Below are 24,272 nucleotides of genomic sequence, written 5' to 3'. Positions count from 1 at the left end.
GTGTGGCAGTCCGCCGCTGTGGCAGTCCGCCGGTGTTTCGGTGCCTGGTGTGATGCCGAGCGTATGTGTGGCGGGACGTTACTGCGCGGCGGGGTGTTCCGTCTCCTGTGCCTTCCGTCGGCCGCGGGCGAGCGGGTGGCAGGCCAGGCCGGTCAGTACGGCGGTGAAGTGGCCCACGTCGGTGAAGGTGCGGCCGTCGGCGACCAGGGGGATGCCGTAGAAGACGAGGACGGCGAAGACGTAGACGTACCGCCAGGGGTGCGGGACGCGGTAGGTGAGGACGGCGATCACCCCGGCGAGCGCGTAACTCACCCCGACGTCCAGCGTGTCGGCGGCCGACTGCGGGGCGTGGTCCTGCCGGATGGCCCAGGCGAGGACCCCCTCGCTGACCAGGGTGGCCACGACGTGCGCGGCGGCGGCGACCGCGAGCCAGCGCAGCGTGCCGAGCCAGTGTTCGGCGGTGGCGTGGAAGAGGGTGAACAGGACGGCGTACGGGAGCCAGCGGCCGCCGTCGATCCACAGGGCGCTGGTGATCAGGACGCGGACGGGGTTCTGCGACAGCTCGTGGAGGTTGGTGGAGCGGTCCCGCAGGAACTCCTCCTCGAAGGCGGGGGACATCCGGTGCAGGACGACGGTGGTGACGAAGAGGAACGCCAGCCAGATGTACGTGCCGGGGGCGGTGGCGATCCAGTGGCGTACGGCGGTGACCCGGGCGTTCTCGCGGGGGCGGCCGGTGGGGGTGCGGGTCTTCTCGCGGTGGCGGCCGGTGGGGGTGCGGCAGTCGGCGGAGTTCCCGTTGCCGTCGGCGGTGGGGCCCGGCTGTTCTCGGGGCATGGTCCGATTGACGCACGCCCCTAGGATCCGAGGCGTGATTGACATCCCGGACGAACTGATCGCCACTCAGTACGCATACAACGGGGCGGCCGGGCGGGCCTTCGTCGCCGCGCTGCCGGGCCTCGCCGGGCGGTTCCTGGAGGAGTGGGGGCTGCGGCGGGACGGGGCCGCGATGTACGGCATGTGCGCGCTGGTCCTGCCAGTGGTGCGGGAGGCGGACGGGGTGCCGGCCGCGCTGAAGCTCCAGTTGGTGGACGAGGAGACGGTGGGCGAGCCGGTCGCCCTGCGGGCGTGGGGTGCGGCGGGGGCCGGGGCGGTGGGGGTGCTCGGCCATGACCCGGGGACCGGGGCGCTGCTGCTGGAACGGCTCGATGAGGGGCGGCCGTTGTCGGGGGTGGCCGGGGGAGGCCGGGGCGCTGGGGGTGGTGTTGGTGGGGCTGCCGGGGTTGGTGGTGGTGGTGTCGGTGGGGCCAATGGTGCGGTTGATGTGGCTGGGGCGCGAGAGGCGGTCGGCGTGCTCGGTGCGGTGCTGGCCCGGCTGGCGGCTGTGCCCGCGCCGGAGGGGCTGCGCACGCTGGACGATGCGGTGGAGCGGATGCTGGCGGCGGCTCCGGAGGCGGTGGGGCGGCTGGCGGACGCCTCGGAGCGGCGGCTGCTCGCGGACTGCGCGGCGGCGGTGCGGGAGGTGGCGGGTGAGCCGGGGGACCGGTTGCTCCACTGGGACCTGCACTACGACAGCATCCTGGCGGGGCGGGCCGACGCGGGGCGTGCGGGGGAGTGGGTGGCGCTCGACCCCAAGCCCCTGGCGGGGGACCCGGGGTTCGAGGTGTTCCCGGCGCTGGACAACCTGTTCGACGCCGGGGAGGTGGTGTGGCGGTTCGACGCGTTGACCGAGGCACTGGGCATGGAGCGGGACCGGGGGCGGGCGCGGGCCTGGACGCTGGGGCGGGTGCTCCAGAACGCGGTGTGGGCCATCGGGGACGGGGAGCGGGAACTGGCCCCGGACCATGCGGAGATCGTGCGGCGGTTGCTGGCGGGGCGGTGACGGTTGGAGGGCGGTGACGGCTGGGGCGGCCGCTCTCGGTCGTGCTCCCTGTTCCGGTTCGGGTTCTGGAGCCGGTACCGGCCCCGGTCACCGGGGCGAGCCGGTCACGGCTCCAGCACCACCTTGCCGATCGTGCCGCGCGTCTCCAGCGCGCGGTGGGCGGCGCCCGCTTCGGCGAGCGGGTAGCGCTGGACGGCGGGGCGCAGCCGGCCGGCGGCGGCCTCGGCGAGGGCGCGGGTCTCCAGGGCGCGCAGGCCGCCGCCCCGCTCGACCAGCTGGGGCCCGAGGACGGAGCCGGAGGTGATGGCGCGCTCCGCCAGCTCCTGAGGGGTGAAGGTGAGCGGCTGCCCGTCGTGGAGGCCCTCGCCGGACCAGCCGTAGACGATGTGCTGCCCGCCCTTGCCGAGCAGGCCGACGGCGCTGCGGGCGGTGGTCCCGCCGACGGAGTCGTAGACGACGGTGGCCCACCGGCCGGTCGCGTCGAGGAAGGCGCGGGCGTGGTCTGGCCAGTTCGGGAGGGTGTAGTCGAGGGCGAGGTCGGCGCCGTTCGCCTCCGCCCTGCCCACCTTGGCCGGGCCCCCGGCCAGGGCGATCACGGTGGCCCCGGCGTTCTTCGCGTACTGGACGAGGAGGGTCCCGATCCCGCCCGCCGCCGCGGTGACGACGGCCACGGAGCCGGGGCCGAGGTCGGTGAAGCCGAGAATGCCGAGGGTGGTGCGGCCGGTTCCGATCATGGCGACGGCCTCGGCGGCACCGAGTTCCCCGGGGATCTCGTGGAGCCGGTCGGCCTCGGTGACGGTGAGTTCGGCGTAGCCGCCCGGTGCCGTGCCGATGTGGGCGACGACGCGCTTGCCGAGCCAGCCGGTGTCCGTGCCCTCGCCGAGCGACTCGACGGTTCCGGCGACCTCGCGGCCGGGAACGGTGGGAAGTGCGACGGGCGCCGGGTAGGGGCCGCTCTCCCCTTCCCGCAGGGCGGTGTCCAGGAGGTGCACGCCGGCCGCCTCGACGGCGATGCGGACCTGGCCGGGGCCGGGGACGGGGTCCTCGGCCCGTTCGTACGTGAGGTTCTCGGCGGGGCCGAAGGTGTGGAGGCGGATGGCGTGCATGAAGGGGCTCCCTCGGGCGGCGCCCCCTCTCTCGGGGGCGGGCTGTGCCCCCTGTCTCGGGGGCGGACGGTGCTCCCACCCTGGGGGCGGGCTGTGCCTCACCCTCGTACCTCAGGTTCGGTTGAGGTCAACCCCGGATCCGGGGCGCCGGCCGGCGGCCTTCACCGCGAGCAGCGCGGCTTCGATGCCGCTGGTGAAGGAGACCTCGCTGAGGAGCCCGGGGGCGGCGACCTGGTCGCCCGCCAGGAAGATGCCGTCGCCCCGGACGACGGAGGGCCGGTCCCGCCAGGTGGTGCCGGGGCGGTCGACGGCCCCGGTGCGGCCGTCGGCGAGGGCTTCGCTGCGCCAGGTGGTGCGCTCCCGCCAGCCGGGGAAGCCGAGGTCGAGGAGTTCCTCGGCGCGGGCGGTCCCCTCCGCCCTGCGTGCGTCGGGGCCGATCGGGAACTGGCCCTGGAGCAGCTGCTCCCCGGGCGGGGCGAGGCCGGGGTCCTGGGCGGTGAACCGCTCCAGCCAGCCGGGCGCGTCCAGGTCGGACACGACGAACGCGTCGCCGCGCCGGGTGCGCACGGCCAGGTCCACGAGGACGGTGCGGCCGCTCTCCCAGGTGAGGGACGCGTCGTCGAGGAGGGTGCGGGCGGCGTCGAGGGAGGTGGCGACGACGACCGGTCCGGTGCGGGACAGTTCGCCGAGCGTACGGGTGTCGACGCGGGCGGCCGTCTCGACGGCGATCCCGAGGGCGCGGGCGTGGCCGGCCAGCCGCTCGACGAGCCGGCCCCAGCCGCCGGCCGGGTAGCGGGCCTCTGGCGGGAGCGAGGCGAGCCGGACCAGGCGCTCCTGGACGAACCGGGCGGAGAGCGCACCGGGGTCGTGGTGGAAGAGCGCGGCGGCGGCGAAGTTCGCGGCGGCCCGGGCGCCCTCCTCGCCGACCTGGCCGGTGGCCCAGTCCAGGAAGCCGGCGTCCACCGAAGCCGTGCGGGCACTGCGGCGGGCGAGCCGCAGCAGGGCCACGGGCGGGGTCCGGCGGGCGGCCCCCGAGCGCCGGAAGCGGAAGCGGAGGCCTTCGAGGGGCGGTACGGGGACGACGGGGCCGAGGAGCTCGCGGCGGGCCAGCCAGGTGTGGTGGGGCCCGCCTCGGTAGAGGGCGTGGGGGCCCTCGTTGGTGCGGTACGGGCCCTCCGCGGTCCTGGCCCGGCCGCCGAGCGTCCGGTGGCTCTCGTGCAGGGTGACCCGGGCGCCGGATTCGGCCGCGGTGATCGCGGCGGTGAGCCCGGCGAGGCCGCCGCCGACGACGTGGATGTGCTCCATGGCTGGGACTCCTTCGCTTCTTTGATGATGCGACGGATCGGGGGCGGCGGTATGTGACATGGGGCGTGGGGGTGTGCGGGCGTCGGGGCGTTGTCAGTGGGGTGCGTCACGATGGGGGCATGGCAGCGAGTGCGAGCAGGGGAACGGGCAGGACCAGGGCCAAGAAGGACACCATCGCGCCGGCGCGGCGCCCGGAGGTGCGGCTGCCGCCGCTCGTTCCGTACGGGGGCGAGGGCCTGGAGCCGGACGGCGACTACGACGGGGTGCGGTTCGACGGGGTGGACCTGGCGGACGCGGTGGGGCCGGGCGCGCGGTTCATGGACTGCGCGCTGGAGAACTGCGCCCTCGACCGTACGGAGCTGGTGCGGGCCCGCTTCATCGACTCGGTGCTGACGGGCGTACGGGGCGTGGGCACCGACCTCGCGGGGGCGTCGCTGCGGGACGTGGAGGTGGTGGACGCGCGCCTGGGCGGGGTGCAGCTGCACGGGGCGGTGCTGGAGCGGGTGGTGGTGCGCGGCGGGAAGATCGACTACCTGAACCTGCGCAAGGCCCGGCTGAAGGACGTGGTCTTCGAGGGCTGCGTGCTCTCCGAGCCCGATTTCGGTGACGCGCACCTGGTGCGGGTGGAGTTCCGGGACTGCGTGCTGAAGCGGGCCGACTTCAGCGCGGTGCGGATGGAGTCCGTGGACCTGCGGACGGTGGCCGAGCTGGACATCGCGCGCGGCGTGGAGCGGCTGGCGGGCGCGGTGATCAGCCCGGCACAGCTGATGGAGCTGGCCCCGGCGTTCGCGGCGCAGATCGGGGTGCGGGTGGAGGGGTGATACGTCGGTGGAGGCGCGGATGCATGGGGTGACGCGTCCGCGAGGGCACTGGCGGAGAGGGTGACGCGTCCGTGGGGGCGGGCGGTCAGATGCGGGGGAAGCGGGCCTGGAGGTCCCAGATCACGGGGTTGTCGGCGAGGCCGTCGTGCATGTCGGCCAGGTCGGCGATCAGGTCGTGCAGGAAGTCGCGGGCCTCGCGGCGCAGCAGGGAGTGGCCGAAGGTGAGCGGGGGCTCGTCGCCGGGCATCCAGTCCGCCTCGACGTCGACCCAGCCGAAGCGCCGTTCGAAGATCATGACGTCCGAGGACTCGGTGAAGTCCAGCTCCGCGTACTGCCGCCGGTGCGAGCGGTTGCCGCGCGGGTCCTGGTCGATCTGCTCGATGATGTCGCACAGCGCCCACGCGAAGTCGAGCACCGGAACCCATCCCCAGGCTGTGGACACCTCACGGTCCGCCTTGGTGTCCGCGAGGTAGACGTCACCGGAGAACAGATCGTGCCGCAGCGCGCGGACGTCCGCGCGGCGGTAGTCGGTCTGCGGGGGGTCGGGGAAGCGGCGGGAGAGGGAGTAGCCGATGTCGAGCACGGATCGATGGTGTCATGCCCGGTCGGGGTGGGCCCACACGATCGGGTGAACGAGATCGGGTATGCCTCAAGCATATGCCACCACTTCCCTGGTCTCCGGCATATGGTCAGTTCGCCTCATGCGGCTCATCATCGGATCTTCCAGAAGAATCCGGGATCATTTCGCCGGGTGGGCACTGGTCTCAGTCACTTCCGTGGCTTCGTCGCCGAATCCTTCCGTGACGCGGGGCGCGTGGAAGTCCGCGGCGAGGACATCCTGCGGATTCTCGCGGTGCGCGGTGTCGCCGTCCCGGACGCAGCGCGGCAGCGCATCACCACCTGCACCGACCTCGCCGTACTCGGCGTGTGGTTCGAGCGTGCCATCACCGCGCCTACCGCCGATGCGGTGTTCGACGAGAGCTGACGGCAGGTCCGGGCGGGGCCCGGCCCCGCCCGGTTCACGGCAGCAGCCGCTGCTCCTTCGCCACCGAGACCGCGCCCGCGCGGGTGTCGACGCCGAGCTTGTCGTAGATCCGGCCCAGGTGGGTCTTGACCGTGGCCTCGCTGATGAAGAGGGCGCGGGCGATGTCGCGGTTGCCGAGGCCCTGGGAGAGCTGGGCCAGGATGTCGCGTTCGCGGTCGGTGAGGGTGGGGCGGGGGCTGCGCATCCGGGCCATGACCCGGCTGGCGACGGGGGCCGAGAGCGTGGTGCGGCCCTGGGCGGCCGAGCGGATGGCGGCGAAGAGCTCCTCCGGGCGTTCCGCCTTCAGCAGGTAGCCGGTGGCGCCGGCCTCGATGGCGCGGGTGATGTCGGCGTCGGTGTCGTACGTGGTCAGCACCAGGACGTGGACCGTGCCGTCGGCCGCGATGCGGCGGGTCGCCTCGACGCCGTCGATGCCCTCGCCGAGCTGGAGGTCCATGAGGACGACGTCCGGGGTGAGGCGGGCGGCGAGCACCACCGCCTCCTCGCCGCTGCCCGCCTCGCCGACGACCTCGATGTCCGCTTCGCTGCCGAGGAGGGCCAGCAGGCCGGCGCGGACGACCACGTGGTCGTCGCAGAGGAGGATGCGTACGGGGCGCGTCTGCTGGCTTTGGCCGGTCATGCGGGGGCCTCCGGGGCGGTGAGGGCGGGGTGTGCGAGCGGAATCTCGGCCGAGAGCACCGTGCCCTCGCCCGGCGCCGACTCGATCGTCAGTGTTCCGCCGAGCTGGTGCACCCGGGCGCGGATCGCGGGGAGCCCGTGGCCGCGGACGGTGTGGGGGCTGCGGACGGCTCCGGACTCCGCGGTGAAACCGCGGCCGTTGTCGCCGATGTCCAGGACCACCCGGTCGTCCAGGTGGGTCAGGGTCAGCCCGGCGGCGGTGGCGCCGGAGTGCTCCCGTACGTTGGCGAGGGCCCCTTGCCCGATGCGCAGCAGGGCGGACTGCACCCGGTCAGGCAGCGGGGCGTGCGGGGTGCCCTCCACATGGCAGCGGACGGTGAGTGCCCCCTGCGCCTGGGCCGTTTCGCGGGCCGCCAGCGCGTGCAGGGCCGCCTCCAGGCCGCCGCCCTCCGCCAGATCGGCCGGGGCCAGGTCGTGGACGAAGCGGCGGGCCTCGGCGAGGTTGCGTTCCGCGATGCCGGTGGCCGTACGGACGTGGCGGCGGGCCGCGTCCGGGTCGGCGCTCCAGGTGCGGTCGGCTGCCTGGAGCAGCATCTGCTGGCTGGACAGGCCCTGCGCGAGGGTGTCGTGGATCTCCATGGAGAGCCGCTGGCGCTCGGCGAGGGTCCCCTCACGCCGCTCGGTGGCGGCCAGTTCGCGGCGGGTCCGCAGCAGGTCGTCGATCAGCTCGCGCTGACGTGCCGCCAGTTCCCGTTGGCGTACGGCCTGGCGCTGCATATGGACGAACACGGCGGTCGCGACGGCCGCCACGGCGGGCGGGGCGAGCACCAGGTTCGGGTCGAACCCGGTGGCCAGGCGCAGTTGCGCGGCCACCACGAACGCGGTCAGCAGCGCCACCAGGGCGAGTGCCGCGCGCGGCGGCAGGATGCGCAGCCCGGTGTAGAAGAGCGGCACCGCGCACCACGCGAAGCTCGGCGCGAGGACGACCAGCACCATCCAGACGAGGACGAGGGCCCCGAGCCAGGTGAGCCGGCGCGGGGTGGGGCGCGAGCCGAGGACGGGCCCCAGGAGGTAGAGCACGGCCAGGGTGATCGACAGGGCGATGACCCACGGCGTACGGGCCTCGCCCGGGTGCCGCATCAGGAACCGGGTCAGCGAGGCGCCGAGCAGCAGGAAGAACGCGGCGTGCATGAGGAGCGCGAGCCAGCGGGCGTCGGGGTCCGAGCCGGGGGCCGAGCCAGGGTCGGGGCCGGGGTCGGGACCGGTGGGCCCGTCTCCGTCCGCGTCCTGGGGAGCGCCGGTTTGGGGAGCGCTGTCCTGCGGGGCGCTGTCCCGGGGATCACTTCCGTGGTCCACCTCTTACGTACCTCACCTTCCCTGTCGCCGGGCCCCGTAGACCTGTTTTGACCTGCGTTGATCCCTCCATGGTGGCCCGATCCGGTCACCCCCGCATCAACCGATCGGCTGACGGGGGCGTCGGCCGTACCGCCCGTTCCTTCCAGCCGGTACGTCGACCGTACGGACCCGGATCCGCCGGGAGGATCGATACCAGAGCGAAACGCCGGGACCGCCCGGACGAACCACCGGGCCGCCCCGGAAACCACCAAGGAGCCACCATGAAGAAGCTGTCGCTGCGTGCCCGTGTCCTGACCGGTACCGTCGCCGTCGCCGCCCTCGGGGCCGGGACCTTCGGCGCCGTCTCCGCGAGCGCTTCCGCCCCGGCCGCCGCCCCCGCCGCCGCTGTCAAGGCCGACACGAACAACCGCAACCTCCAGCAGAGCACCCACCTCACCGTGGCCGCCGCCACCAAGGCCGCGCAGGCCACGCTGGACGCCGCGAAGAAGGAGAACCAGCGCGTCTCGGTCGCCGTCGTCGACCGCAACGGCAACACCATCGTGACGCTGCGCGGCGACGGAGCGGGCCCGCAGTCCCCCGAGTCGGCCGTGAAGAAGGCGTACACCGCCGTCTCCTGGAACGCCCCCACCTCCGAGCTGGCCAAGCGCCTGGAGCAGACCCCGAACCTGAAGGACATCCCTGGCACCCTGTTCCTCGCGGGTGGCGCTCCGGTGCAGGTCAAGGGCGCCCCGGTGGCGGGCATCGGGGTGGCCGGCGCGCCCAGCGGCGACCTCGACGAGAAGTTCGCCCAGGCGGGCGTCGCGGCCCTCGCCCGGTAGTCACGCACGCACGCACGCCCGCTCGTACGCACGGAACGGAGTACCCATGAACGCCCTCGATCACGACCTGCTCACCGCCGCCCGCACCGGCGACACCGACGGTGTGCGCACCGCGATCGAGGGTGGTGCCCGGGTCGACGCCCGTGACGAGGAGCTCCGTACCCCGCTGCTCCTCGCCGTCCACGGCGACCGGGTGGAGGCGGCCCGGCTGCTCGTGGCGGCCGGGGCCGATCCGGACGCCCAGGACCGGCGTGAGGAGAGCCCGTGGCTGGCCACCGGTGTCACCGGCAGCGTCGCGATGCTGCACGTCCTGCTGCCCGCCGGGCCCGACCTGACCCTGCGCAACCGGTTCGGCGGCATCGCGCTCATCCCCGCGAGCGAGCGCGGCCATGTCGCGTACGTACGGGAGGTGCTGCGCCTCACCGACATCGACGTGGACCACGTCAACCGGCTCGGCTGGACCGCCCTGCTGGAGGCGGTGATCCTCGGCGACGGCGGCCGGGCGCACCTGGAGGTGGTGGAGGCGCTGCTGGCGGCCGGTGCCACGCCGGGGCTGCCCGACGGGGACGGGGTCACGGCCCTGGCCCACGCCGAGCGGCGCGGGTTCGCGGAGCTCGCCGCGCTGCTGCGGGCCGCCGCGTGACCGGCGTGCGCGGCCCCCGCGCCGCCCTCGCCGTTCCTCCGCGTACACCTCGCACCTCCCGCGCGCGCCGGCTCACGGTGGTGCTCGCCGCGGCCGCCGTACTCGCCGGCTGCGCGACCGGCACCACCGGCACCACCGGCACCACCGGCACCACCGGCGCGTCCGGCACGACGGAAGCCGCCCCGGACGCGCCGGGAACGACTGCCTCCGCCGCCCCGAAGACCTCGCCGGCCCCCTCCCAGGGCACCGCCCGCACCCCCCGCGGCACCCTCCTCGTAGCCGACTTCGGCAGCGACACCGTGACCTTTGTCGACCCCGGGCGCGACGGCTCGGGCCGGGGCGGCAAGGCCATCGGCTCGGTCGAGGTCGGTACCGCCCCCTACGGCCTCGTCGTCGGTGAGGACGGCCGCGCCTGGGTCGCCACCGCCGAAGGCGTCGCCGTCGTGGACACGCAGCGGCGGACCCGGCTCGCGCTCGTCCCGTACGAGACGGAGACCGGGCCGGTCACCACCGGCGAGTACCGGGGCGGCGGCATGGGCATCGCCCTCGCCCCCGACGGCCGGCACGTCTACGTCGGCGTCAACCTGCCCGACGGCAACGGCACGGTGGAAGTCATCGACACCGCGACCCGCGAGGTCACCGGGACCGCTCCGGTCGGCCGCCGCCCCTTCGACGTGGACGTCTCGCCGGACGGCCGCGAGGTGTACGCCACCGGCCACGACTCCTTCGACGTGACGGCCGTGGACGCGCGGACACTGAAGACCCGGCGTATGGAAGTCGCCCCGTACGGAACGGAGGGCGGGCTCGGCTCCTGGCTGAAGCCGCACTACGCCGTCGTACGCCCCCAGGACGGGAAGCTGCTGCTGCCGTTCGAGGGGGAGCGGCTCGCGGTCCTCGACCCGCGCACCGGCGAGGTGGCGATCGAGCGCATGACCGCGAACACGCACCAGCACGGCGCGGCCCTCGCCCCCGACGGCACCCTCCTCGTCGTCGGCACCGGCCCGATCGGCTCGGACGACGAGGACCCCTCGCTCACCGTCCGCACCCCGGACGGCAAGGAGCGGGTCGTCCCGCTGGACGGGCCGCACGAGGACGTGGCGGTGTCCGATGACGGCCGTACGGCGTACGTCACCGGCGGGTTCACCCGTGACGGGTACTGGAACGGGATCACCGTCGTCGACCTCGACGACGTGGCACACGGAGGGAAGAGCGAGCCGGTGCGGCTGGAGGCAGGCAACCGGCCCCTCGGTATCGCCGTCCTCTGAGCCGTCCTCCGCGCCGGGCACTGAGCCGGGCACCGCGCCGGGCACTGAGCCCGAGCCGTCCCCGAGCCGGAGCCGCCCGCCCGCCCCAGCCGCCAGCCCGTCCCAGCCGCCCGCCCCCGGGGCGGGCGGCTTCCTCCCGTCCACGGGCCCCGGGCCCCCGGCGCCTAGGATCGACCGGTGAACCACCGACCCCCGGCCGCCGTCGCTCCCCTCCTGCTCGCCCTCGTCCTCCTCGGCGCGGGCTGCTCCGGCGGGGTCGAAGGGACCCCGGGCGCGGTCGGGGTGCGCGACCCGTACTTCCCGGGGCTCGGCAACGGCGGCTACGACGTCACGCACTACGGCCTGGAGCTCGACGTCGACCCGGCCGCCGACCGGCTTCGCGGCACGGCCACGATCACCGCCCGCGCCACCCAGGACCTGAGCGCCTTCCACCTCGACCTGGCCGGGCTCGACGTGGAGAGCGCCACCGTGGAGGGGAAGTCGGCGGCCGTGAACCGGGCGGGCAAGGAGCTGACGATCCGTCCGGGCGGGGTGGTGGAGGACCGGCTGCGCAAGGGGCGCACGTTCACCACCGTCGTGCGCTATTCCGGCGCCCCGCAGGCCATCACGGACGCGGACGGCGGGAAGGAGGGCTGGCTGCGGACGGCGGACGGCGCGGTCGCCCTCGGTGAGCCGACCGGTTCGATGGCCTGGTTCCCCGGCAACCACCACCCGAGCGACAAGGCCGCGTACGACATCGAGGTCACCGTCCCCGACCCGCTGACGGCCGTCTCCAACGGGGAGCTGGTGTCCCGGAGCACAGCCGACGGCCGTACCGCCTTCCGCTGGCGGACCGTCGAACCGATGGCGAGCTATCTGGCGACCGTCGCCGTGGGGCGGTTCACCACGCAGCAGTCGCGCACGCCCGACGGCATCCGGCTGTTCACCGCCGTGGACCCGGAGTCGGCGGCCGCGAGCAAGGAAGTGCTGGCGCGGATCCCGGACGTACTCGCATGGTCGGCCGAGAAGTTCGGCCCGTACCCCTTCACCTCCGCCGGGGCGATCGTGGAGCGCACGGGCGACTCGACGTACGCCCTGGAGACCCAGAACCGGCCCGTCTTCCCCGGCCCGCCCGATACCGCGCTCCTCGTCCACGAGCTGGCCCACCAGTGGTTCGGCAACTCCGTCACCCCCGCGACCTGGCGGGACATGTGGCTCAACGAGGGCTTCGCCACGTACGCGGAGTGGCTCTGGGCCGCCGACCACGAGGGCGTACCGGTCGGGGACAGCTTTGACGAGGCGTACGAGGACGACGCCAACTGGGCCTTCCCGCCCGCCGAACCGCCCGCCGCCGTCGATCTGTCCGACGCGCCGGTGTACGGGCGCGGGGCCATGGCCGTCCACCGGCTCCGGCTCGCGATCGACGACGACAAGGCGTTCTTCGCCCTGGTCAGGGGGTGGACCAAGGCGCACCGGCACGGGAACGCCTCGACCGACGACTTCACCGCGTACGTGGAGGAGGAGACGGGCCAGGACCTGACGGGGCTGTGGGGCGCCTGGCTGTACGGCGAAAGCCGGCCACCCGAGGAGGGCTGACCGGCTTCCCCGTACACAACCGCAGGTGTTACTTGACGTCGACCCCGGTCCAGGTGGCCGAGACCGCCTTCAGCTCCTCGCTGTCCGCGCCGAACAGGTCGGTCGCCGCCTTCTCGGTCGCGACGCGCGCGCCCGCGTAGTCGGTGGTGGAGGTCATGTACACGGAGAGGGCCTTGTACCAGATCTGGTACGCCTTCTCCCGGCCGATGCCCGTCAGCGTCGAGCCGTCGGAGGTCGGGGAGTCGTAGTCGACGCCGTTGACCGTCTTCTTTCCGCTGCCCTCGGACAGGAGGTAGAAGAAGTGGTTGGCGACGCCGGAGGAGTGGTGGACGTCCAGGTTGCCGAGGTTCTCGTCCCAGTAGTCGGCCGAGCTGCCGTCCTTGCTGGGCTGGTCCATGTAGCGCAGCGGGGTGCCGTCGCCGTTGATGTCGATCTTCTCGCCGATGAGGTAGTCCCCGGCGTCGGACGCGTTGTCGGCGAAGAACTCCACCGAGGTGCCGAGGATGTCGCTGGTCGCCTCGTTGAGGCCGCCGGACTCGCCCGCGTAGTCCAGGTTCGCGGTGGCGGAGGTGAGGCCGTGGGTCATCTCGTGGCCCGCGACGTCGATGGCGGTGAGCGCGCTCTTGTCGCCCTCGCCGTCGCCGTAGGTCATGCAGAAGCAGCTGTCGTCCCAGAAGGCGTTGACGTACGCGTTGCCGTAGTGGACCCGGGAGTAGGCGGCCTTGCCGTCGCCAGCGATGCCGTCGCGGCCGAGCGCGCTCCTGTAGAAGTCCCAGGTCTTCGCGGCGCCGTAGTGGGCGTCGACGGCGGCGGTCTGCCGGTCGTCGCCGGTGCCGTCGCCCCAGGTGTCGTCGTCGTCCGTGACGAGTGCGCCGGTGCCGGACGAGCCCTGGTTCAGGTCGTACGTCTTGTGGCCGCCGCGGTCGCCGTCGGTCAGCTCGAAGCCCGCGTCGGTCTTCGTGGTGGTGATCTCGACCTCGCCGCTGTACTGGCTGTTGCCGGTACCGGTCTCGACCGCCTCGTAGCTGTGCAGCTTCTTGCCGGTCGTGGCGTCGGTGATGGTGTGGACCCGGCTCGGCGTGCCGTCCTTCTGCACGCCGGTCTTCACGGTCTCGAAGGCGAGCGCGGGCTTTCCGCTGCCTGCCCAGATCACCTTGCGGGCCCCGGCCGCCGTGCTCTTCAGCTTCGGCGTGGTCGAGGCCACGGCTATCTTCGCCGTCGTCGCCCTGTCCACGCTCTTCAGCGTGGAGTCGGCGGCGGTGTGCGTGACCAGGTCGCCGCCGAGGACCGGCAGGCCGGCGTAGGTGCGTTCGTAGCGGGTGTGCACCGTGCCCCGGGCGTCCGTGATGACGTCACGGACGATCAGCTTCTCCTGGGCGCCGAGCTTCAGGGCCTTCGCCACCGGAGCGGTCTCCGCCTGCGCCGACCTGATGGCGGTGGCGCGCTGGGCCGAGGGGTTCACGCCGAGCGCGGCCGCCGTGGAGGGTGCGGCCGAGGGGCCGTCGCTCTCACCGGGGGTGGCGACCGCGGAACCGGTCTGCACTCCGGCGACCACCATCGCGGCGACCGCCGCGAGTGCTGCGAGCCGACGGGTGGTGCGGGTGGTGCGGTTGGCGCGGGAGTTGTGGGGGGTGGTGTGGAGGTTCACGTGTGTTCTCCGTTGGTCGTCCTGTGGGGGGACTACGAGCGGAGAGCGTGCCACCGAATGAGTGAAATTGACGGTGTGCCGACAATTGCCTCACAGGTTTTTGACCACTTCTTGTCCGACTGGGGTGCTGTGGCGTCCGGTATTCGGCGGAGTGGCGTGATTTTGGTGTGCCGTACACGCGAGTTGACGGCACATCACGCACGGGAGCCCCCGGCCGTCTGCGTGGCCGGGGGCTCCCGTGCGTGATGTGCAGATGTGGAGATGTGGAGATGTGGAGATGTGGTGCGTTCGGGTCAGAGGTTGACGCCGAAGTCGCGGGCGATGCCGCTCAGGCCGGAGGCGTAACCCTGGCCGACCGCGCGGAACTTCCACTCGGCACCGTTGCGGTAGAGCTCGCCGAAGACCATGGCGGTCTCGGTGGCGGCGTCCTCGCTCAGGTCGTAGCGGGCGATCTCGGCGCCGCCGGCCTGGTTGAGGATGCGGATGAACGCGTTCCGGACCTGGCCGAAGTTCTGGCTGCGGTTCTCGGCGTCGTAGATGGAGACCGGGAAGACGATCTTGTCCACGTCGGCCGGGAGACCCGCCAGGTTGACGTTGATCTGCTCGTCGTCGCCCTCGCCCTCACCCGTGACGTTGTCACCGGTGTGGACGATGGTCTGGTCCGGCGTCGACTTGTTGTTGAAGAAGACGAAGTGGCCGTCGGAGACGACCTTCCCCGCCGGGGTGACCGCGATCGCCGAGGCGTCGAGGTCGAAGTCGGTGCCGGTGGTGGTGCGGACGTCCCAGCCGAGGCCGACCGTGACGGCGGTCAGGCCCGGGGCCTCCTTGGTGAGCGAGACGTTGCCGCCCTTGGACAGGCTTACAGCCATGGGATGTCCCTTTCCTCGTCGTGTGCGGGCTTCGTGCCATCACGAAAGCTACCGTCACCCGTCCTAACGCAGTCAGCAGACCATGAGGTTCCTGTTCGCTTTACTTTCTTTGCCGAACTTCCTCCTGATGAGACTCCGGGAAGAGGCGTCCGGGTGCAAAAGAAGGTGACGAAGGGGGTGTGGGGCGGGGAACATGGGTGTCATGTCCGGGCCCTATGTCATCCGCGGCTCGGTCTCCCTTCCGGAGGCCGAGCTCATGTGGCGTTTCTCCCGCTCCTCCGGGCCCGGCGGCCAGCACGTCAACACCAGCGACTCCCAGGTGGAGCTGCGCTTCGACCTGGCGGCGACCGACGCGCTCCCCGGTGTCTGGAAGGCGCGGGCGCTGGAGCGGCTGGCGGGCAGGCTGGTGGGCGGGGTGATCGCCGTACGCGCCTCCGAGCACCGTTCCCAGTGGCGCAACCGTGAGACGGCCGCCGTCCGGCTCGCCGCGCTCCTGGCCGAGGCCACGGCGCCGCCGCCCAAGCCGCGGGTCAAGCGCAAGATCCCGCGCGGGATCAACGAGCGCCGGCTGCGCGAGAAGAAGCAGCGCGGCGACACCAAGCGCGGCCGCTCGGGCCGGGACTGGTGACGGCGGGGCCCACGCCCCGTCACCCCAGCTGCCGACAGTGCCGCTTCAAGTACGTCGGCGTCACCCCAGCTGCCGGTAGCGCCCCTTGAAGTACGTCAGCGGCTCCCCGTCCGGGCTCGGCAGTTCGGCCGTCAGCACCCGGCCGATCACCAGGGTGTGGTCACCGGCCACCACGCGCTGTTCCGTACGGCACTCCAGCGTCGCCAGTGCCCCGCCGATCAGGGGCGCGTGCGTCACCTCGCCCCGTACGTACGCCAGGTCCTCGAAGAGCAGCCGGTCGCTGATCCGGCCCTTCATGGCGAACCGCCCCGCGATTTGGCGCTGGCTCGCCGCCAGGACGGAGACGGCCCACAGGGGCTGCTCGTCGAGCAGGTCGTCCATCCGGGAGTCGTTGCGCAGGCTCACCATCACCAGGGGCGGATCCAGGGACACGGACATGAAGGCGGTGGCCGTCATCCCGACGTCCTCACCGCGGCCCTCCTCGTCGAGCGGCGGCTCCTGGGCGGTGACCAGCACCACTCCTGCGGCCAGCCGCGCGAGTGCTGCGCGGAACTCGTCGTTGCTCACCCCCTCAGCATGGGGGACGGGTTCGGGGCGCGGGGTGGCGGGAGTCGTCTGCAGCACACCGGAACGCTAGCCGCGCGGGCCTGGCCGCCGCATCGGGCCCGGGGACCAGGCCGGTCCTAGGACTTCGGCCCCACGGGTCCGGGGGCGTCCGGACCCCGGACCATGGCCGGATACGCACGGCCGAATTTGCGCCAGGGAAACGACGGAGCGTCCGAAGAGTCACCCTCACCACTGGACCATCTGTTGTGACTTGAGTCACAGAGTCCATTTTCTGCTGACCCTGTGTACCGGGTGCACAGCTCACTGTGATTCAGTGGCCGTGACACTGCAACAAGTACGTCGATATGAAACCTGGAGTTGCTGTCGAGGTCTCGGGGAGTGCGAGCGATGGAGGCCGAGTCGGAACCCTACGTCCGCCTTGCGACCATGCGGCAGCTGCACCAGGCCGTCGCTGATCTCAACACGGCGCGGAGTCTGGCGGACACGCTGCAGACCGTGGCCGACGGCATCGTCACCGGTCTCGGCTACGAGCTGGGCTGCGTCAATCTGGTCCGGCCCGACGGCGACCTCGTCATCGCCGCCTTCGCGGGCAACGCCGCCGCCGAGGCCCTGATCACCGGCCGCGTCGGCTCCCGCGACTCCTGGGAGCGCCGGCTCTCCATGGGCGAGGCCTGGGACCAGCTGCGGTTCATACCCCACACCGAGGGCTGGGTCCTGCTCGACGACGACGTGCCGCAGTGGCACACCGAGGGCCCCGAGCCCCGGTTCGAGGACGAGTGGCACCCGCTGGACCGGCTCTACGCCCCGATGTACGCCTCCGGGGGCGGGCGGGACCTCCTCGGGGTCATATCCGTCGACCGGCCGCGCAACGGGCGCCGCCCCGGCGCGTGGGGGCGCGAGGCGCTCCAGATGTACGCCTCCCAGGCCGCCATTGCGATCAGTAACGCTCGCTTGCGAGCAAACATGCAGCGCGCCCTGGTCAGACTCGAACGGGAACAGCAGGCGCTGCGGGCCAGCGAGGAGTCCTTCCGCCAGGCCTTCGAGTACGCGCCCAGCGGCATGGCCATCGCCGAGATGGGCGGTGACCAGCACGGCCGGCTGCTGCGCACCAACGACGCCCTGTGCCGGCTGCTCGGCCGCCCCGCCTCCGTACTGCGCCGGTACTCCTTCGCCGACCTGGTCCACCCCGAGGACATCGGCACCCTGCTGCGCACCTCCGCCGAGGGCGGCCGGGCGGAGCTGCGGCTCGGGCGGCGGGACGGGACGTACCTCTGGGTCTCCCTGCGCAACTCGGTGGTCGCCGACACCGCCGACGGGCCGCGCTTCCTGCTCACCCACGTCGAGGACATAGAGGAGCGCAAGCGCCACGAGCTGAACCTGGCCCACCGCGCCTCGCACGACGCGCTCACCGGGCTGCCCAACAGCGCCGAGCTGAAGTCCCGGCTCAGCGCCCGGATCTGCGAGCGGCCGAACTCACCGGCCGCGACCGCGATCGAGGCGCTGGACGCGGCGTACGGGGACGTCGAGTCCTCCCTCACCCACGGCTACCAGGCCGACGGGTACGAGGGGGAGGCGGCGGCGGCCGGCGGGCTCTACGACCACCATGTGCACGCGGTCGCCCCCGACGCGGAGAACGACGACGGGACGAAGGGGCTCGCGGTCCTCTTCTGCGACCTCGACGGCTTCAAGTCCATCAACGACCGGTTCGGCCACCACACGGGTGACGCCGTTCTCATCGAGGTGGCGCGGCGGCTGTCCACCTGCGTCCGGGACGGCGACACGGTCGCCCGGCTCGGAGGTGACGAATTCGTCGTTCTCGCGGACGGCCTCGGGGCGGCGGACGCCGCTGACCTGGCCGTACGTCTGCGAAATGCCATCATTCCGCCCATAAGGGTCGACGGGCGGGCCGTCCGGGTCGGGGCGAGTTTCGGCATCGGCTGGGCCGAGTGCGGGATGAGCGTGGAAGAGGTTCTGCGCTCCGCCGACCAGCGGATGTACGTCGAGAAGCGGTCCCGGTCGAAGGTTCACCGCAGGGCCGGCTGACGTTCATGAACACTTTCCTCCCCTACCCCGTACCCGTTCCCGCCGGTCGCCCCGGCCGGTGATCGCAATTCGGACTGTGCTCCGTTCGAGGTAGGCTCGGCCGGTCGGCGACGGCTGGCGACATGGTGAGGAGTGACCCAGGGATGACGGCCGGAAACAACGGCGCGAGCAAGCCCGAGGACGACGATCCGTTCGGCTATCTGTACGCGGACGGACAAGCGGCAGGCGCCCAGCCGCCCGGTCAGGGCGGTTACGGCTACCCGGGTCCGGCCGCGCAGCCGGGCGTGCCCAGAACGTCGTACAACCAGGTGCGGACGGTCGGCGAGCGCCAGTACGGGCAGCAGCAGGTACCGCCGCAGCAGGGGTACGGCTACCCGCCCCAGCAGAACTACGGCCAGCCCCCGCAGCAGTACAACGCGCCGAACCCGCAGTACGCGGCCCCCGAGACCTACCCCGGTGGCGCGCCCGCCGCGCAGCACGGCTCCGTGCCGGGCGGCGGTTCCGGCGGCCGGGGCGGCCCGAACACCAAGGCGCTGCTGATCGCGGCGGTCGCCGTGGTCGCGGTCGTCCTCATCGGCATCGGCGCCGCGCTGCTCTCGGGCGACAACGGCGACAAGGACAAGAAGAACAACGAGGCCGTGTCCTCGGAGGGCCCCGCCGACAAGGCCGAGGAGTCCGGCAAGCCGGACAAGGAGCCCGAGGAGACGCCGAAGCCGGTCGAGCTCCCGAAGCAGGACGCGGCGACGCTGACGCTGGGCGGCTCCGCCTCCCTGGACAGCACGGTCAAGGGTGCCAAGGGGGCCAACGGCAACTACATCAACCTGAACGAGGTCGGCCGGTCGGCCACCTGGACGGTCGATGTGCCGGAGGCCGGCCCGTACACGCTGTATGTGACCTACGGCGTGCCCGGCAAGGACGCGAAGACGACCCTGACGGTCAACGCGCAGGAGCCTCGCTCCATCAACATGAAGAACTTCGCGAAGGCCGCCGAGGGCGACCTGGAGAAGGGTTGGACGAACACGTACGCGTACGTCCAGCTGGACAAGGGCTCCAACACCCTCAAGCTGTCCTGCGAGACGGGCGACGAGTGCGACGCCAATCTCGACCAGCTGGAGCTGAAGTCGGGTCACATCAAGTCGAACGGCTGACCGCGAGCCGCCGCACGTACGCCCTGACCGCCCGCGAGGTGGTCAGGGCGTCGGCGTGTCCGGCTCCACGCCCACGCGCGGCAGCAGCTCCGCATAGGCCTCCGCGTCGAACTCGCCGGCCGCCGGGGCCAGGACCGTCGCCGTCGACAGGGCCACCGCGCGGGCCAGCCGGCCGGGCCAGTCGAGCCCCTCGGCCAGGGCGGAGAGCAGCCCGGCCACCGCGGAGTCGCCCGCTCCGGTCGGGTTGCCGCGGACGGCGGCGGGCGGTGCGGCGCGCCAGGTGCCCTGCGGGGTGACCGCGAGCAGTCCCTCCGGCCCGAGCGAGGCGATCACCGCGTGGGCGCCGCGGCGGCGGGCGTCCCCGGCGGCGCGCAGCGGTTCGCGGAAGCCGGTCAGCTGGGCCAGCTCGTCCGCGTTCGGCTTGACCAGGTCGGGGCGGGCGGCGATGCCCCGGCGCAGGGGTTCGCCGCTGGTGTCCAGGAGCACGGGTACGGAGACGGCGCGGGCGATCCGGACCAGCTCCGCGTAGGCGCCGACGTGGATGCCGGGCGGCAGGGAGCCGCAGAGCGCGACCGCGTCGGCCGCGCCGACGAGCTCCTCGTACGTCCGCAGGAAGGCGGCCCATTCGGCGCTGCTCACCTGCGGTCCGGGCTCGTTGAGCTGGGTGGTGTCGCCGGTCGAGCGGTCGGTGACCGCGAGCGTGCGGCGGGTGTTCCCGGCGACGGGGACGAGGGCGTCGCGCGGCGGGAGCGGGGCGAGGAGGTCGCGCAGGACGTCTCCGGTGGCGCCGCCGACGAAGCCGGTGACCACGCTCTCGTGGCCGAGCGCCCCCAGCACCCGGGCGACGTTGAGCCCCTTGCCGCCGGGGCGTTCGGAGACCTCGCCGACCCGGTGGCTGCTGTGCGGGACGAGCGCGTCGACGGTGTACGTCACGTCGAGCGCGGTGTTCAGGGTGACGGTCAGGATCACCTGGTCCGTCCCTTCCTCGATTCCCTCGGACCTCTGGGACCCAGCGGCCCGCGCGACCTTCCTGTGGTGACGCGTAATGCTGGTGATCATGTCAAAGGGAGGGGGGTCGGGCCCAGTCCCGGGTCCCGACCGCCATCTCTTCGTTACGTGCTCAACAATGCCGGGGCCCAGGAATGCGGGGGCCTCAGGAACGCCGCGGCCTCAGGCCGTCTTGGGCTCGATGATCCACTCGCCCTTGCGCATGACGCCCGCCAGGACGAAGTCCTCGTCCAGCACCACCAGGTCCGCGTCCTTGCCCGGCTCCAGCGAACCGACCCGGTCGTCCACGCCCAGGAGGCGTGCGGGGTTGGCCGAGATGGAGCGGACGACGTCCTCGACGGGGATCCTGTCGATGGTGACGGCCCGGCGGAACGCGGTGTCCAGGGTGAGGGTGGAACCCGCGATGGAGCCGCCCTCCACCAGCCGGGCCACCCCGTCGGTGACCGAGACGGCGAGCGGGCCGAGCTGGTACTGCCCGTCGCCGAAGCCGGCCGCGTCCATCGCGTCGGTGATCAGCGCGACCCGGCCGGCACCCTTGTGGTGGTAGGCCAGCTCCAGGATCGCCGGATGCAGATGCGTACCGTCGTTGATCAGCTCGACGGTGATCCGGTCGTCCTCCAGGAGGGCGGCGATCGGACCGGGCTCGCGGTGGGCGAGCGGGGGCATCGCGTTGAACAGGTGCGTGGCGACGGTGGCGCCCGCGTCGATCGCCTCGACGGTCTGCTCGTACGTCGCGTCCGTGTGGCCGATCGCGGCGATGACCCCGTGCTCGGCGAGCAGCCGTACGGAGTCGATGCCGCCGGGCAGCTCGGTGGCGAGGGTGAACATCCGGGCCGTGCCTCGGGCGGCGTCCATCAGCTTGCGGACCTCCGCCGGGTCCGGGTCGCGCAGCAGCGCCTCGCTGTGGGCGCCCTTGCGGCACGGCGAGATGAAGGGGCCCTCGAAGTGGATCCCGGCCAGGTCGCCCTGTTCGACCAGCTCGGAGAGGATGCCGGCGCGCCGGGCGAGGAAGTCCATCTCGCCGGTGACCGTGGAGGCGACCAGGGTGGTGGTGCCGTGCTCACGGTGCGTACGGATGCCGTGGAGGACCTCGTCCACGGTGCCGGAGGTGAAGGAGGCCCCGCCGCCGCCGTGGTTGTGCATGTCCACGAAGCCGGGGACCACCCAGTGGCCGGTGAGGTCGACGATCCGGGCGTCCTCCGGTGCGGAACCGGAGATCCGGGTGGACTCGACGGTCACCCGGCCGCTATCCACGGTGCCGGTGGGAAGGACCACCCGGGCGCCCGCGAGGACCGTGCTGTCTGCTGCGCGTCCGGCCATCAGGCGGAAACCTCCGTGGAGAGTAGATCCCAGGCGAGCAGCCCCGCGCCCAGGCATCCGGCGGTGTCCCCGAGGGCCGCCGGGACGATGTGGGGCAGCTTCTGGAACGTGACGCGTTCCTCGACGGCCGCACGCAGTGGTGTGAACAAGGTTTCCCCGGCCTCGGCGAGACCGCCACCGATGATGAGCGTGCGGGGATCCAGCAGGGTGAGCGCGGTGACGAGTCCCGCGGCGAGCGCGTCGACCGCGTCCCGCCAGACGGCGATCGCCGCCGGGTCGCCCGATTCGACGGCCTTGGCGCAGTCCGCGGCGTCCGCCTCGGGGTCGCCGGAGGCGGCGGCCCAGGCCCGGGTCACCGCGGCGGCGGAGGCCAGGGTCTCCAGGCAGCCGCGCTGGCCGCAGCCGCAGTCCGGGCCGTCGGGGCGGACCACGATGTGGCCGATCTCGCCCGCGTACCCGTGGGCGCCCGCCTCGATGGTGCCGCCGATGCCGATGGCCCCGGCGATCCCGGTGCCCAGCGGCACGAACAGGAAGCGGTCGGCGCCCCGGCCCGCCCCGATCCGGCCCTCGGCGAGCCCACCGGTGCGGACGTCGTGGCCGAGGGCGACCGGGATCCCGCCGAGCCGTTCGCCCAGCAGGGCGCGCAGCGGTACGTCGCGCCAGCCCAGGTTGGCGGCGTAGACCGCGATCCCCTTCTCGGCGTCGACGATGCCGGGCACGGCGACGCCGGCGGCGACCGCGCCCTCGCCGAAGTGCTCCTCGCCGTAGGCGCGCAGATCCGCGGCGAACGCGAGGATGGTCTCGACGACCGCGTCGGCGCCGCGCTTCCGGCCGGTGGCCCGCCGCGCCTCATGGAGCAGCGTGCCGTCGGTCCCGACCAGCGCGGCCTTCATTCCGGTGCCGCCCACATCGAGGGCGATGACATGTCTCACGAGAGACAGTTTCGCCCGCCGACCCCTAAAAGGTCTAGTCCACTAGCGCGGTTTGTTGCGCACCCATACAAAACGATGAACGAGTGAAGGGTGACTGTTTCCTGTCGTAAAGCCACGAAATGGGCACCTGGGCCAAGGGTCTGCCGGGTCAATGGTCTGGACCAAGATACGGGTTCGGGGTCCCGACTGCCAGAGCACGTAAGCCAGTTGTGGCCCCCGAGGTCCGTATATGTTGCCGAAGCGATACGCCGGTGGTGTAGACCTCCCCTCGGCGGTGGGGGAAAATCGCAGTTCATCCGGATGGTGGCAGGACGGGTGGCGGCACCGTGGCCGACCGGCGAGAGGTCCGCACGGCGACGCGACGCCATCGTCCGTGAGCCAGGTGATAGACGAGGATGGGCGAGGCTGTGCAGCGGCGCTTTACGGTTCTGACCGCGGTGGTGGCCGCGCTGGGTATGACGGCAACGTTGTCGGGCTGCGGTGGTGACAGCGGCACGGGCGACGTCACCCTGAAACTGGTAGCCGCCGACTACGGCAACAGTGCGGCCAACAGCTCCGAGAAGTACTGGAGCGGTGTCGCGGCGGGCTTCGAGAAGGAGCACCCCGGCATCAAGATCGATGTCAGCGTCTACTCCTGGAAGGACGTCGACCGCAAGGTCGCCGAGATGGTTAAGGCGGGCAAGGCCCCCGACATCGCCCAGATCGGCGCCTACGCCGACTACGCCAAGGACGGCAAGCTCTACAGCGCCGACCAGATGCTCTCCATCCGCACCCAGGCGAACTTCCTGCCCACCCTCACGGACGCGGGCAAGGTCGACGGCACGCTGTACGGGCTCCCGTTCGTCGCCAGCACCCGGCTGCTCTTCTACAACGAGAAGCTCTTCGGCCAGGCGGGTCTCGACGCCCCCGAGACCTGGGACGACATCCAGAAGGACGCCACCGCGCTCAAGGCGAAGGGCGTCGAGTACCCCTTCGCCCTGCCGCTCGGCCAGGAGGAGTCCCAGGCCGAGACCCTGATGTGGCTGCTCAGCAACAGCGGTGGTTACGTCGACGACGTCGGCCTGTACGACATCGACTCGGCCCAGAACATCGCCACGTTCAGCTGGCTGCGGGACAACCTCGTCGGCAAGGGCCTCACCGGTCCCGTCGAGCCGGGCAAGCTGGACCGCGCCAAGGCGTTCGAGGCGTTCACCAACGGCGATGTCGGCATGCTCAACGGCCACCCCACGCTGATGGAGGAGGCCGAGGCCAAGGGCGTCAAGGTCGGCATGGTGCCGCTGCCCGGCGCCGAGGGGCCGACCAACGGGTCGATGGGCGTCGCCGACTGGATGATGGGCTTCAAGCAGAACGGCAACCGCAAGGCGATCGGAGAGTTCTTCGACTACGCCTACTCGGACGAGAACGTGCTCGCCTTCGCCGACGAGTACGACCTGCTCCCGGTGACCGGCAGCGCGTCCGCCGAGATGGAGACCGACGCCAAGCACGCGGAGCTCCGCGAGTTCCTGGCGGCGCTGCCCAACTCCCAGCTGCCCCCGTTCGGCAAGACGTCCTGGGCGACGGTGAGCGAGGCGATCAAGACGAACATCGGCGACGCGGTCGCGCCCGGCGGGAGCCCGGAGCGGGTGCTCGGGGCGATAGCGGCCGAGGCGACGAAGGCGGAGAGCGCGGAGTAGGCGGG

23 protein-coding genes are annotated in these 24,272 nt (G+C 72.5%); 11 read left to right on the top strand and 12 right to left on the bottom strand.

The window, feature by feature from the left end:
- Positions 1–78: 78 nt before the first annotated feature.
- Complete coding sequence (locus ACK8N7_RS16015) at positions 79–834, bottom strand: rhomboid-like protein (RefSeq protein WP_500442882.1); 756 nt, start codon at positions 832–834, stop codon at positions 79–81.
- Positions 835–868: 34 nt separating this feature from the next.
- Here ACK8N7_RS16015 and ACK8N7_RS16010 point away from each other — a divergent pair, with 34 nt between their 5' ends.
- The gene (locus tag ACK8N7_RS16010) at positions 869–1,879 is read left to right on the top strand and encodes an aminoglycoside phosphotransferase family protein (RefSeq protein ID WP_500442880.1); all 1,011 of its coding nucleotides are present in this window, start codon (positions 869–871) and stop codon (positions 1,877–1,879) included.
- 104 nt (positions 1,880–1,983) lie between these two features.
- On the opposite strand, the gene ACK8N7_RS16005 is transcribed toward ACK8N7_RS16010, so the two are convergent.
- Complete coding sequence (locus tag ACK8N7_RS16005) at positions 1,984–2,985, bottom strand: zinc-binding dehydrogenase (RefSeq protein WP_500442879.1); 1,002 nt, start codon at positions 2,983–2,985, stop codon at positions 1,984–1,986.
- A gap of 111 nt (positions 2,986–3,096) precedes the next feature.
- Positions 3,097–4,290: an NAD(P)-binding protein gene (locus ACK8N7_RS16000; RefSeq protein WP_500442877.1), complete on the bottom strand. Its 1,194-nt coding sequence runs from the start codon at positions 4,288–4,290 to the stop codon at positions 3,097–3,099.
- A 119-nt stretch (positions 4,291–4,409) separates the two neighbouring features.
- Between ACK8N7_RS16000 and ACK8N7_RS15995 the strand changes: the two genes are divergently transcribed.
- Complete coding sequence (locus ACK8N7_RS15995) at positions 4,410–5,111, top strand: pentapeptide repeat-containing protein (RefSeq protein ID WP_403216960.1); 702 nt, start codon at positions 4,410–4,412, stop codon at positions 5,109–5,111.
- A gap of 85 nt (positions 5,112–5,196) precedes the next feature.
- Here ACK8N7_RS15995 and ACK8N7_RS15990 read toward each other — a convergent pair whose 3' ends face one another.
- Positions 5,197–5,694 (bottom strand): hypothetical protein, encoded by a 498-nt coding sequence (locus tag ACK8N7_RS15990; RefSeq protein ID WP_355084720.1) that lies wholly within the window; start codon positions 5,692–5,694, stop codon positions 5,197–5,199.
- A gap of 102 nt (positions 5,695–5,796) precedes the next feature.
- Here ACK8N7_RS15990 and ACK8N7_RS15985 point away from each other — a divergent pair, with 102 nt between their 5' ends.
- Entirely contained in the window at positions 5,797–6,096 is a 300-nt protein-coding gene (locus ACK8N7_RS15985) for a hypothetical protein (protein WP_500442875.1), read from the top strand.
- 34 nt (positions 6,097–6,130) lie between these two features.
- Here ACK8N7_RS15985 and ACK8N7_RS15980 read toward each other — a convergent pair whose 3' ends face one another.
- On the bottom strand, positions 6,131–6,775 hold the full coding sequence (locus ACK8N7_RS15980; protein ID WP_500442873.1) for a response regulator: 645 nt from the start codon (positions 6,773–6,775) through the stop codon (positions 6,131–6,133).
- Positions 6,772–8,130, bottom strand: coding sequence for a sensor histidine kinase (locus ACK8N7_RS15975; RefSeq protein WP_500442871.1), 1,359 nt, complete (start codon positions 8,128–8,130; stop codon positions 6,772–6,774). Before ACK8N7_RS15975 ends, ACK8N7_RS15980 begins: the two co-directional genes overlap by 4 nt.
- A 260-nt stretch (positions 8,131–8,390) precedes the next feature.
- Between ACK8N7_RS15975 and ACK8N7_RS15970 the strand changes: the two genes are divergently transcribed.
- The 4 genes from ACK8N7_RS15970 to ACK8N7_RS15955 all read left to right on the top strand — a co-directional run bounded on the left by ACK8N7_RS15970 (position 8,391) and on the right by ACK8N7_RS15955 (position 12,431).
- On the top strand, positions 8,391–8,948 hold the full coding sequence (locus ACK8N7_RS15970) for a GlcG/HbpS family heme-binding protein (RefSeq protein WP_500442869.1): 558 nt from the start codon (positions 8,391–8,393) through the stop codon (positions 8,946–8,948).
- A gap of 46 nt (positions 8,949–8,994) precedes the next feature.
- A complete protein-coding gene (locus tag ACK8N7_RS15965; RefSeq protein ID WP_403216950.1) occupies positions 8,995–9,591 on the top strand; it encodes an ankyrin repeat domain-containing protein in 597 nt (198 codons plus the stop codon).
- Entirely contained in the window at positions 9,588–10,856 is a 1,269-nt protein-coding gene (locus tag ACK8N7_RS15960; RefSeq protein WP_500442867.1) for a YncE family protein, read from the top strand. Before ACK8N7_RS15965 ends, ACK8N7_RS15960 begins: the two co-directional genes overlap by 4 nt.
- Before the next feature lie 177 nt (positions 10,857–11,033).
- Positions 11,034–12,431, top strand: coding sequence for a M1 family metallopeptidase (locus ACK8N7_RS15955; protein WP_500442865.1), 1,398 nt, complete (start codon positions 11,034–11,036; stop codon positions 12,429–12,431).
- Positions 12,432–12,459: 28 nt separating this feature from the next.
- Here ACK8N7_RS15955 and ACK8N7_RS15950 read toward each other — a convergent pair whose 3' ends face one another.
- Complete coding sequence (locus tag ACK8N7_RS15950; protein ID WP_500442863.1) at positions 12,460–14,079, bottom strand: M4 family metallopeptidase; 1,620 nt, start codon at positions 14,077–14,079, stop codon at positions 12,460–12,462.
- Between the two features lie 293 nt (positions 14,080–14,372).
- Positions 14,373–14,948 (bottom strand): TerD family protein, encoded by a 576-nt coding sequence (locus ACK8N7_RS15945; RefSeq protein WP_015610328.1) that lies wholly within the window; start codon positions 14,946–14,948, stop codon positions 14,373–14,375.
- Positions 14,949–15,141: 193 nt separating this feature from the next.
- Between ACK8N7_RS15945 and arfB the strand changes: the two genes are divergently transcribed.
- On the top strand, positions 15,142–15,576 hold the full coding sequence (gene arfB / locus ACK8N7_RS15940; RefSeq protein ID WP_403216942.1) for an alternative ribosome rescue aminoacyl-tRNA hydrolase ArfB: 435 nt from the start codon (positions 15,142–15,144) through the stop codon (positions 15,574–15,576).
- A gap of 60 nt (positions 15,577–15,636) precedes the next feature.
- Here the strand turns inward: arfB and ACK8N7_RS15935 are convergent, their stop codons facing one another.
- Positions 15,637–16,143 carry a flavin reductase family protein gene (locus ACK8N7_RS15935; RefSeq protein WP_403217074.1) on the bottom strand — a complete coding sequence of 169 codons (507 nt, stop codon included), beginning with the start codon at positions 16,141–16,143 and terminating at the stop codon, positions 15,637–15,639.
- A gap of 387 nt (positions 16,144–16,530) precedes the next feature.
- Between ACK8N7_RS15935 and cdgB the strand changes: the two genes are divergently transcribed.
- Both cdgB and ACK8N7_RS15925 read left to right on the top strand, forming a co-directional pair.
- Positions 16,531–18,186: a diguanylate cyclase CdgB gene (gene cdgB, locus ACK8N7_RS15930; RefSeq protein WP_015610331.1), complete on the top strand. Its 1,656-nt coding sequence runs from the start codon at positions 16,531–16,533 to the stop codon at positions 18,184–18,186.
- 143 nt (positions 18,187–18,329) lie between these two features.
- A complete protein-coding gene (locus ACK8N7_RS15925; protein ID WP_403216940.1) occupies positions 18,330–19,334 on the top strand; it encodes a carbohydrate-binding protein in 1,005 nt (334 codons plus the stop codon).
- Positions 19,335–19,376: 42 nt separating this feature from the next.
- Here the strand turns inward: ACK8N7_RS15925 and ACK8N7_RS15920 are convergent, their stop codons facing one another.
- The 3 genes from ACK8N7_RS15920 to ACK8N7_RS15910 all read right to left on the bottom strand — a co-directional run bounded on the left by ACK8N7_RS15920 (position 19,377) and on the right by ACK8N7_RS15910 (position 22,594).
- On the bottom strand, positions 19,377–20,303 hold the full coding sequence (locus ACK8N7_RS15920; protein WP_500442860.1) for a 1-phosphofructokinase family hexose kinase: 927 nt from the start codon (positions 20,301–20,303) through the stop codon (positions 19,377–19,379).
- A 201-nt stretch (positions 20,304–20,504) separates the two neighbouring features.
- Positions 20,505–21,662, bottom strand: coding sequence for an N-acetylglucosamine-6-phosphate deacetylase (gene nagA, locus ACK8N7_RS15915; protein WP_403216936.1), 1,158 nt, complete (start codon positions 21,660–21,662; stop codon positions 20,505–20,507).
- Positions 21,662–22,594, bottom strand: coding sequence for an ROK family protein (locus ACK8N7_RS15910; protein ID WP_015610335.1), 933 nt, complete (start codon positions 22,592–22,594; stop codon positions 21,662–21,664). Before ACK8N7_RS15910 ends, nagA begins: the two co-directional genes overlap by 1 nt.
- Positions 22,595–22,989: 395 nt before the next feature.
- Here ACK8N7_RS15910 and ACK8N7_RS15905 point away from each other — a divergent pair, with 395 nt between their 5' ends.
- Entirely contained in the window at positions 22,990–24,267 is a 1,278-nt protein-coding gene (locus ACK8N7_RS15905; protein ID WP_403216934.1) for an ABC transporter substrate-binding protein, read from the top strand.
- Positions 24,268–24,272 lie beyond the last annotated feature (5 nt).

The sequence above is a fragment of the Streptomyces griseobrunneus genome, from assembly GCF_046713465.1.
GTDB lineage: Bacteria > Actinomycetota > Actinomycetes > Streptomycetales > Streptomycetaceae > Streptomyces > Streptomyces microflavus.
This window is presented reverse-complemented; position numbering and strand designations above follow the sequence as displayed.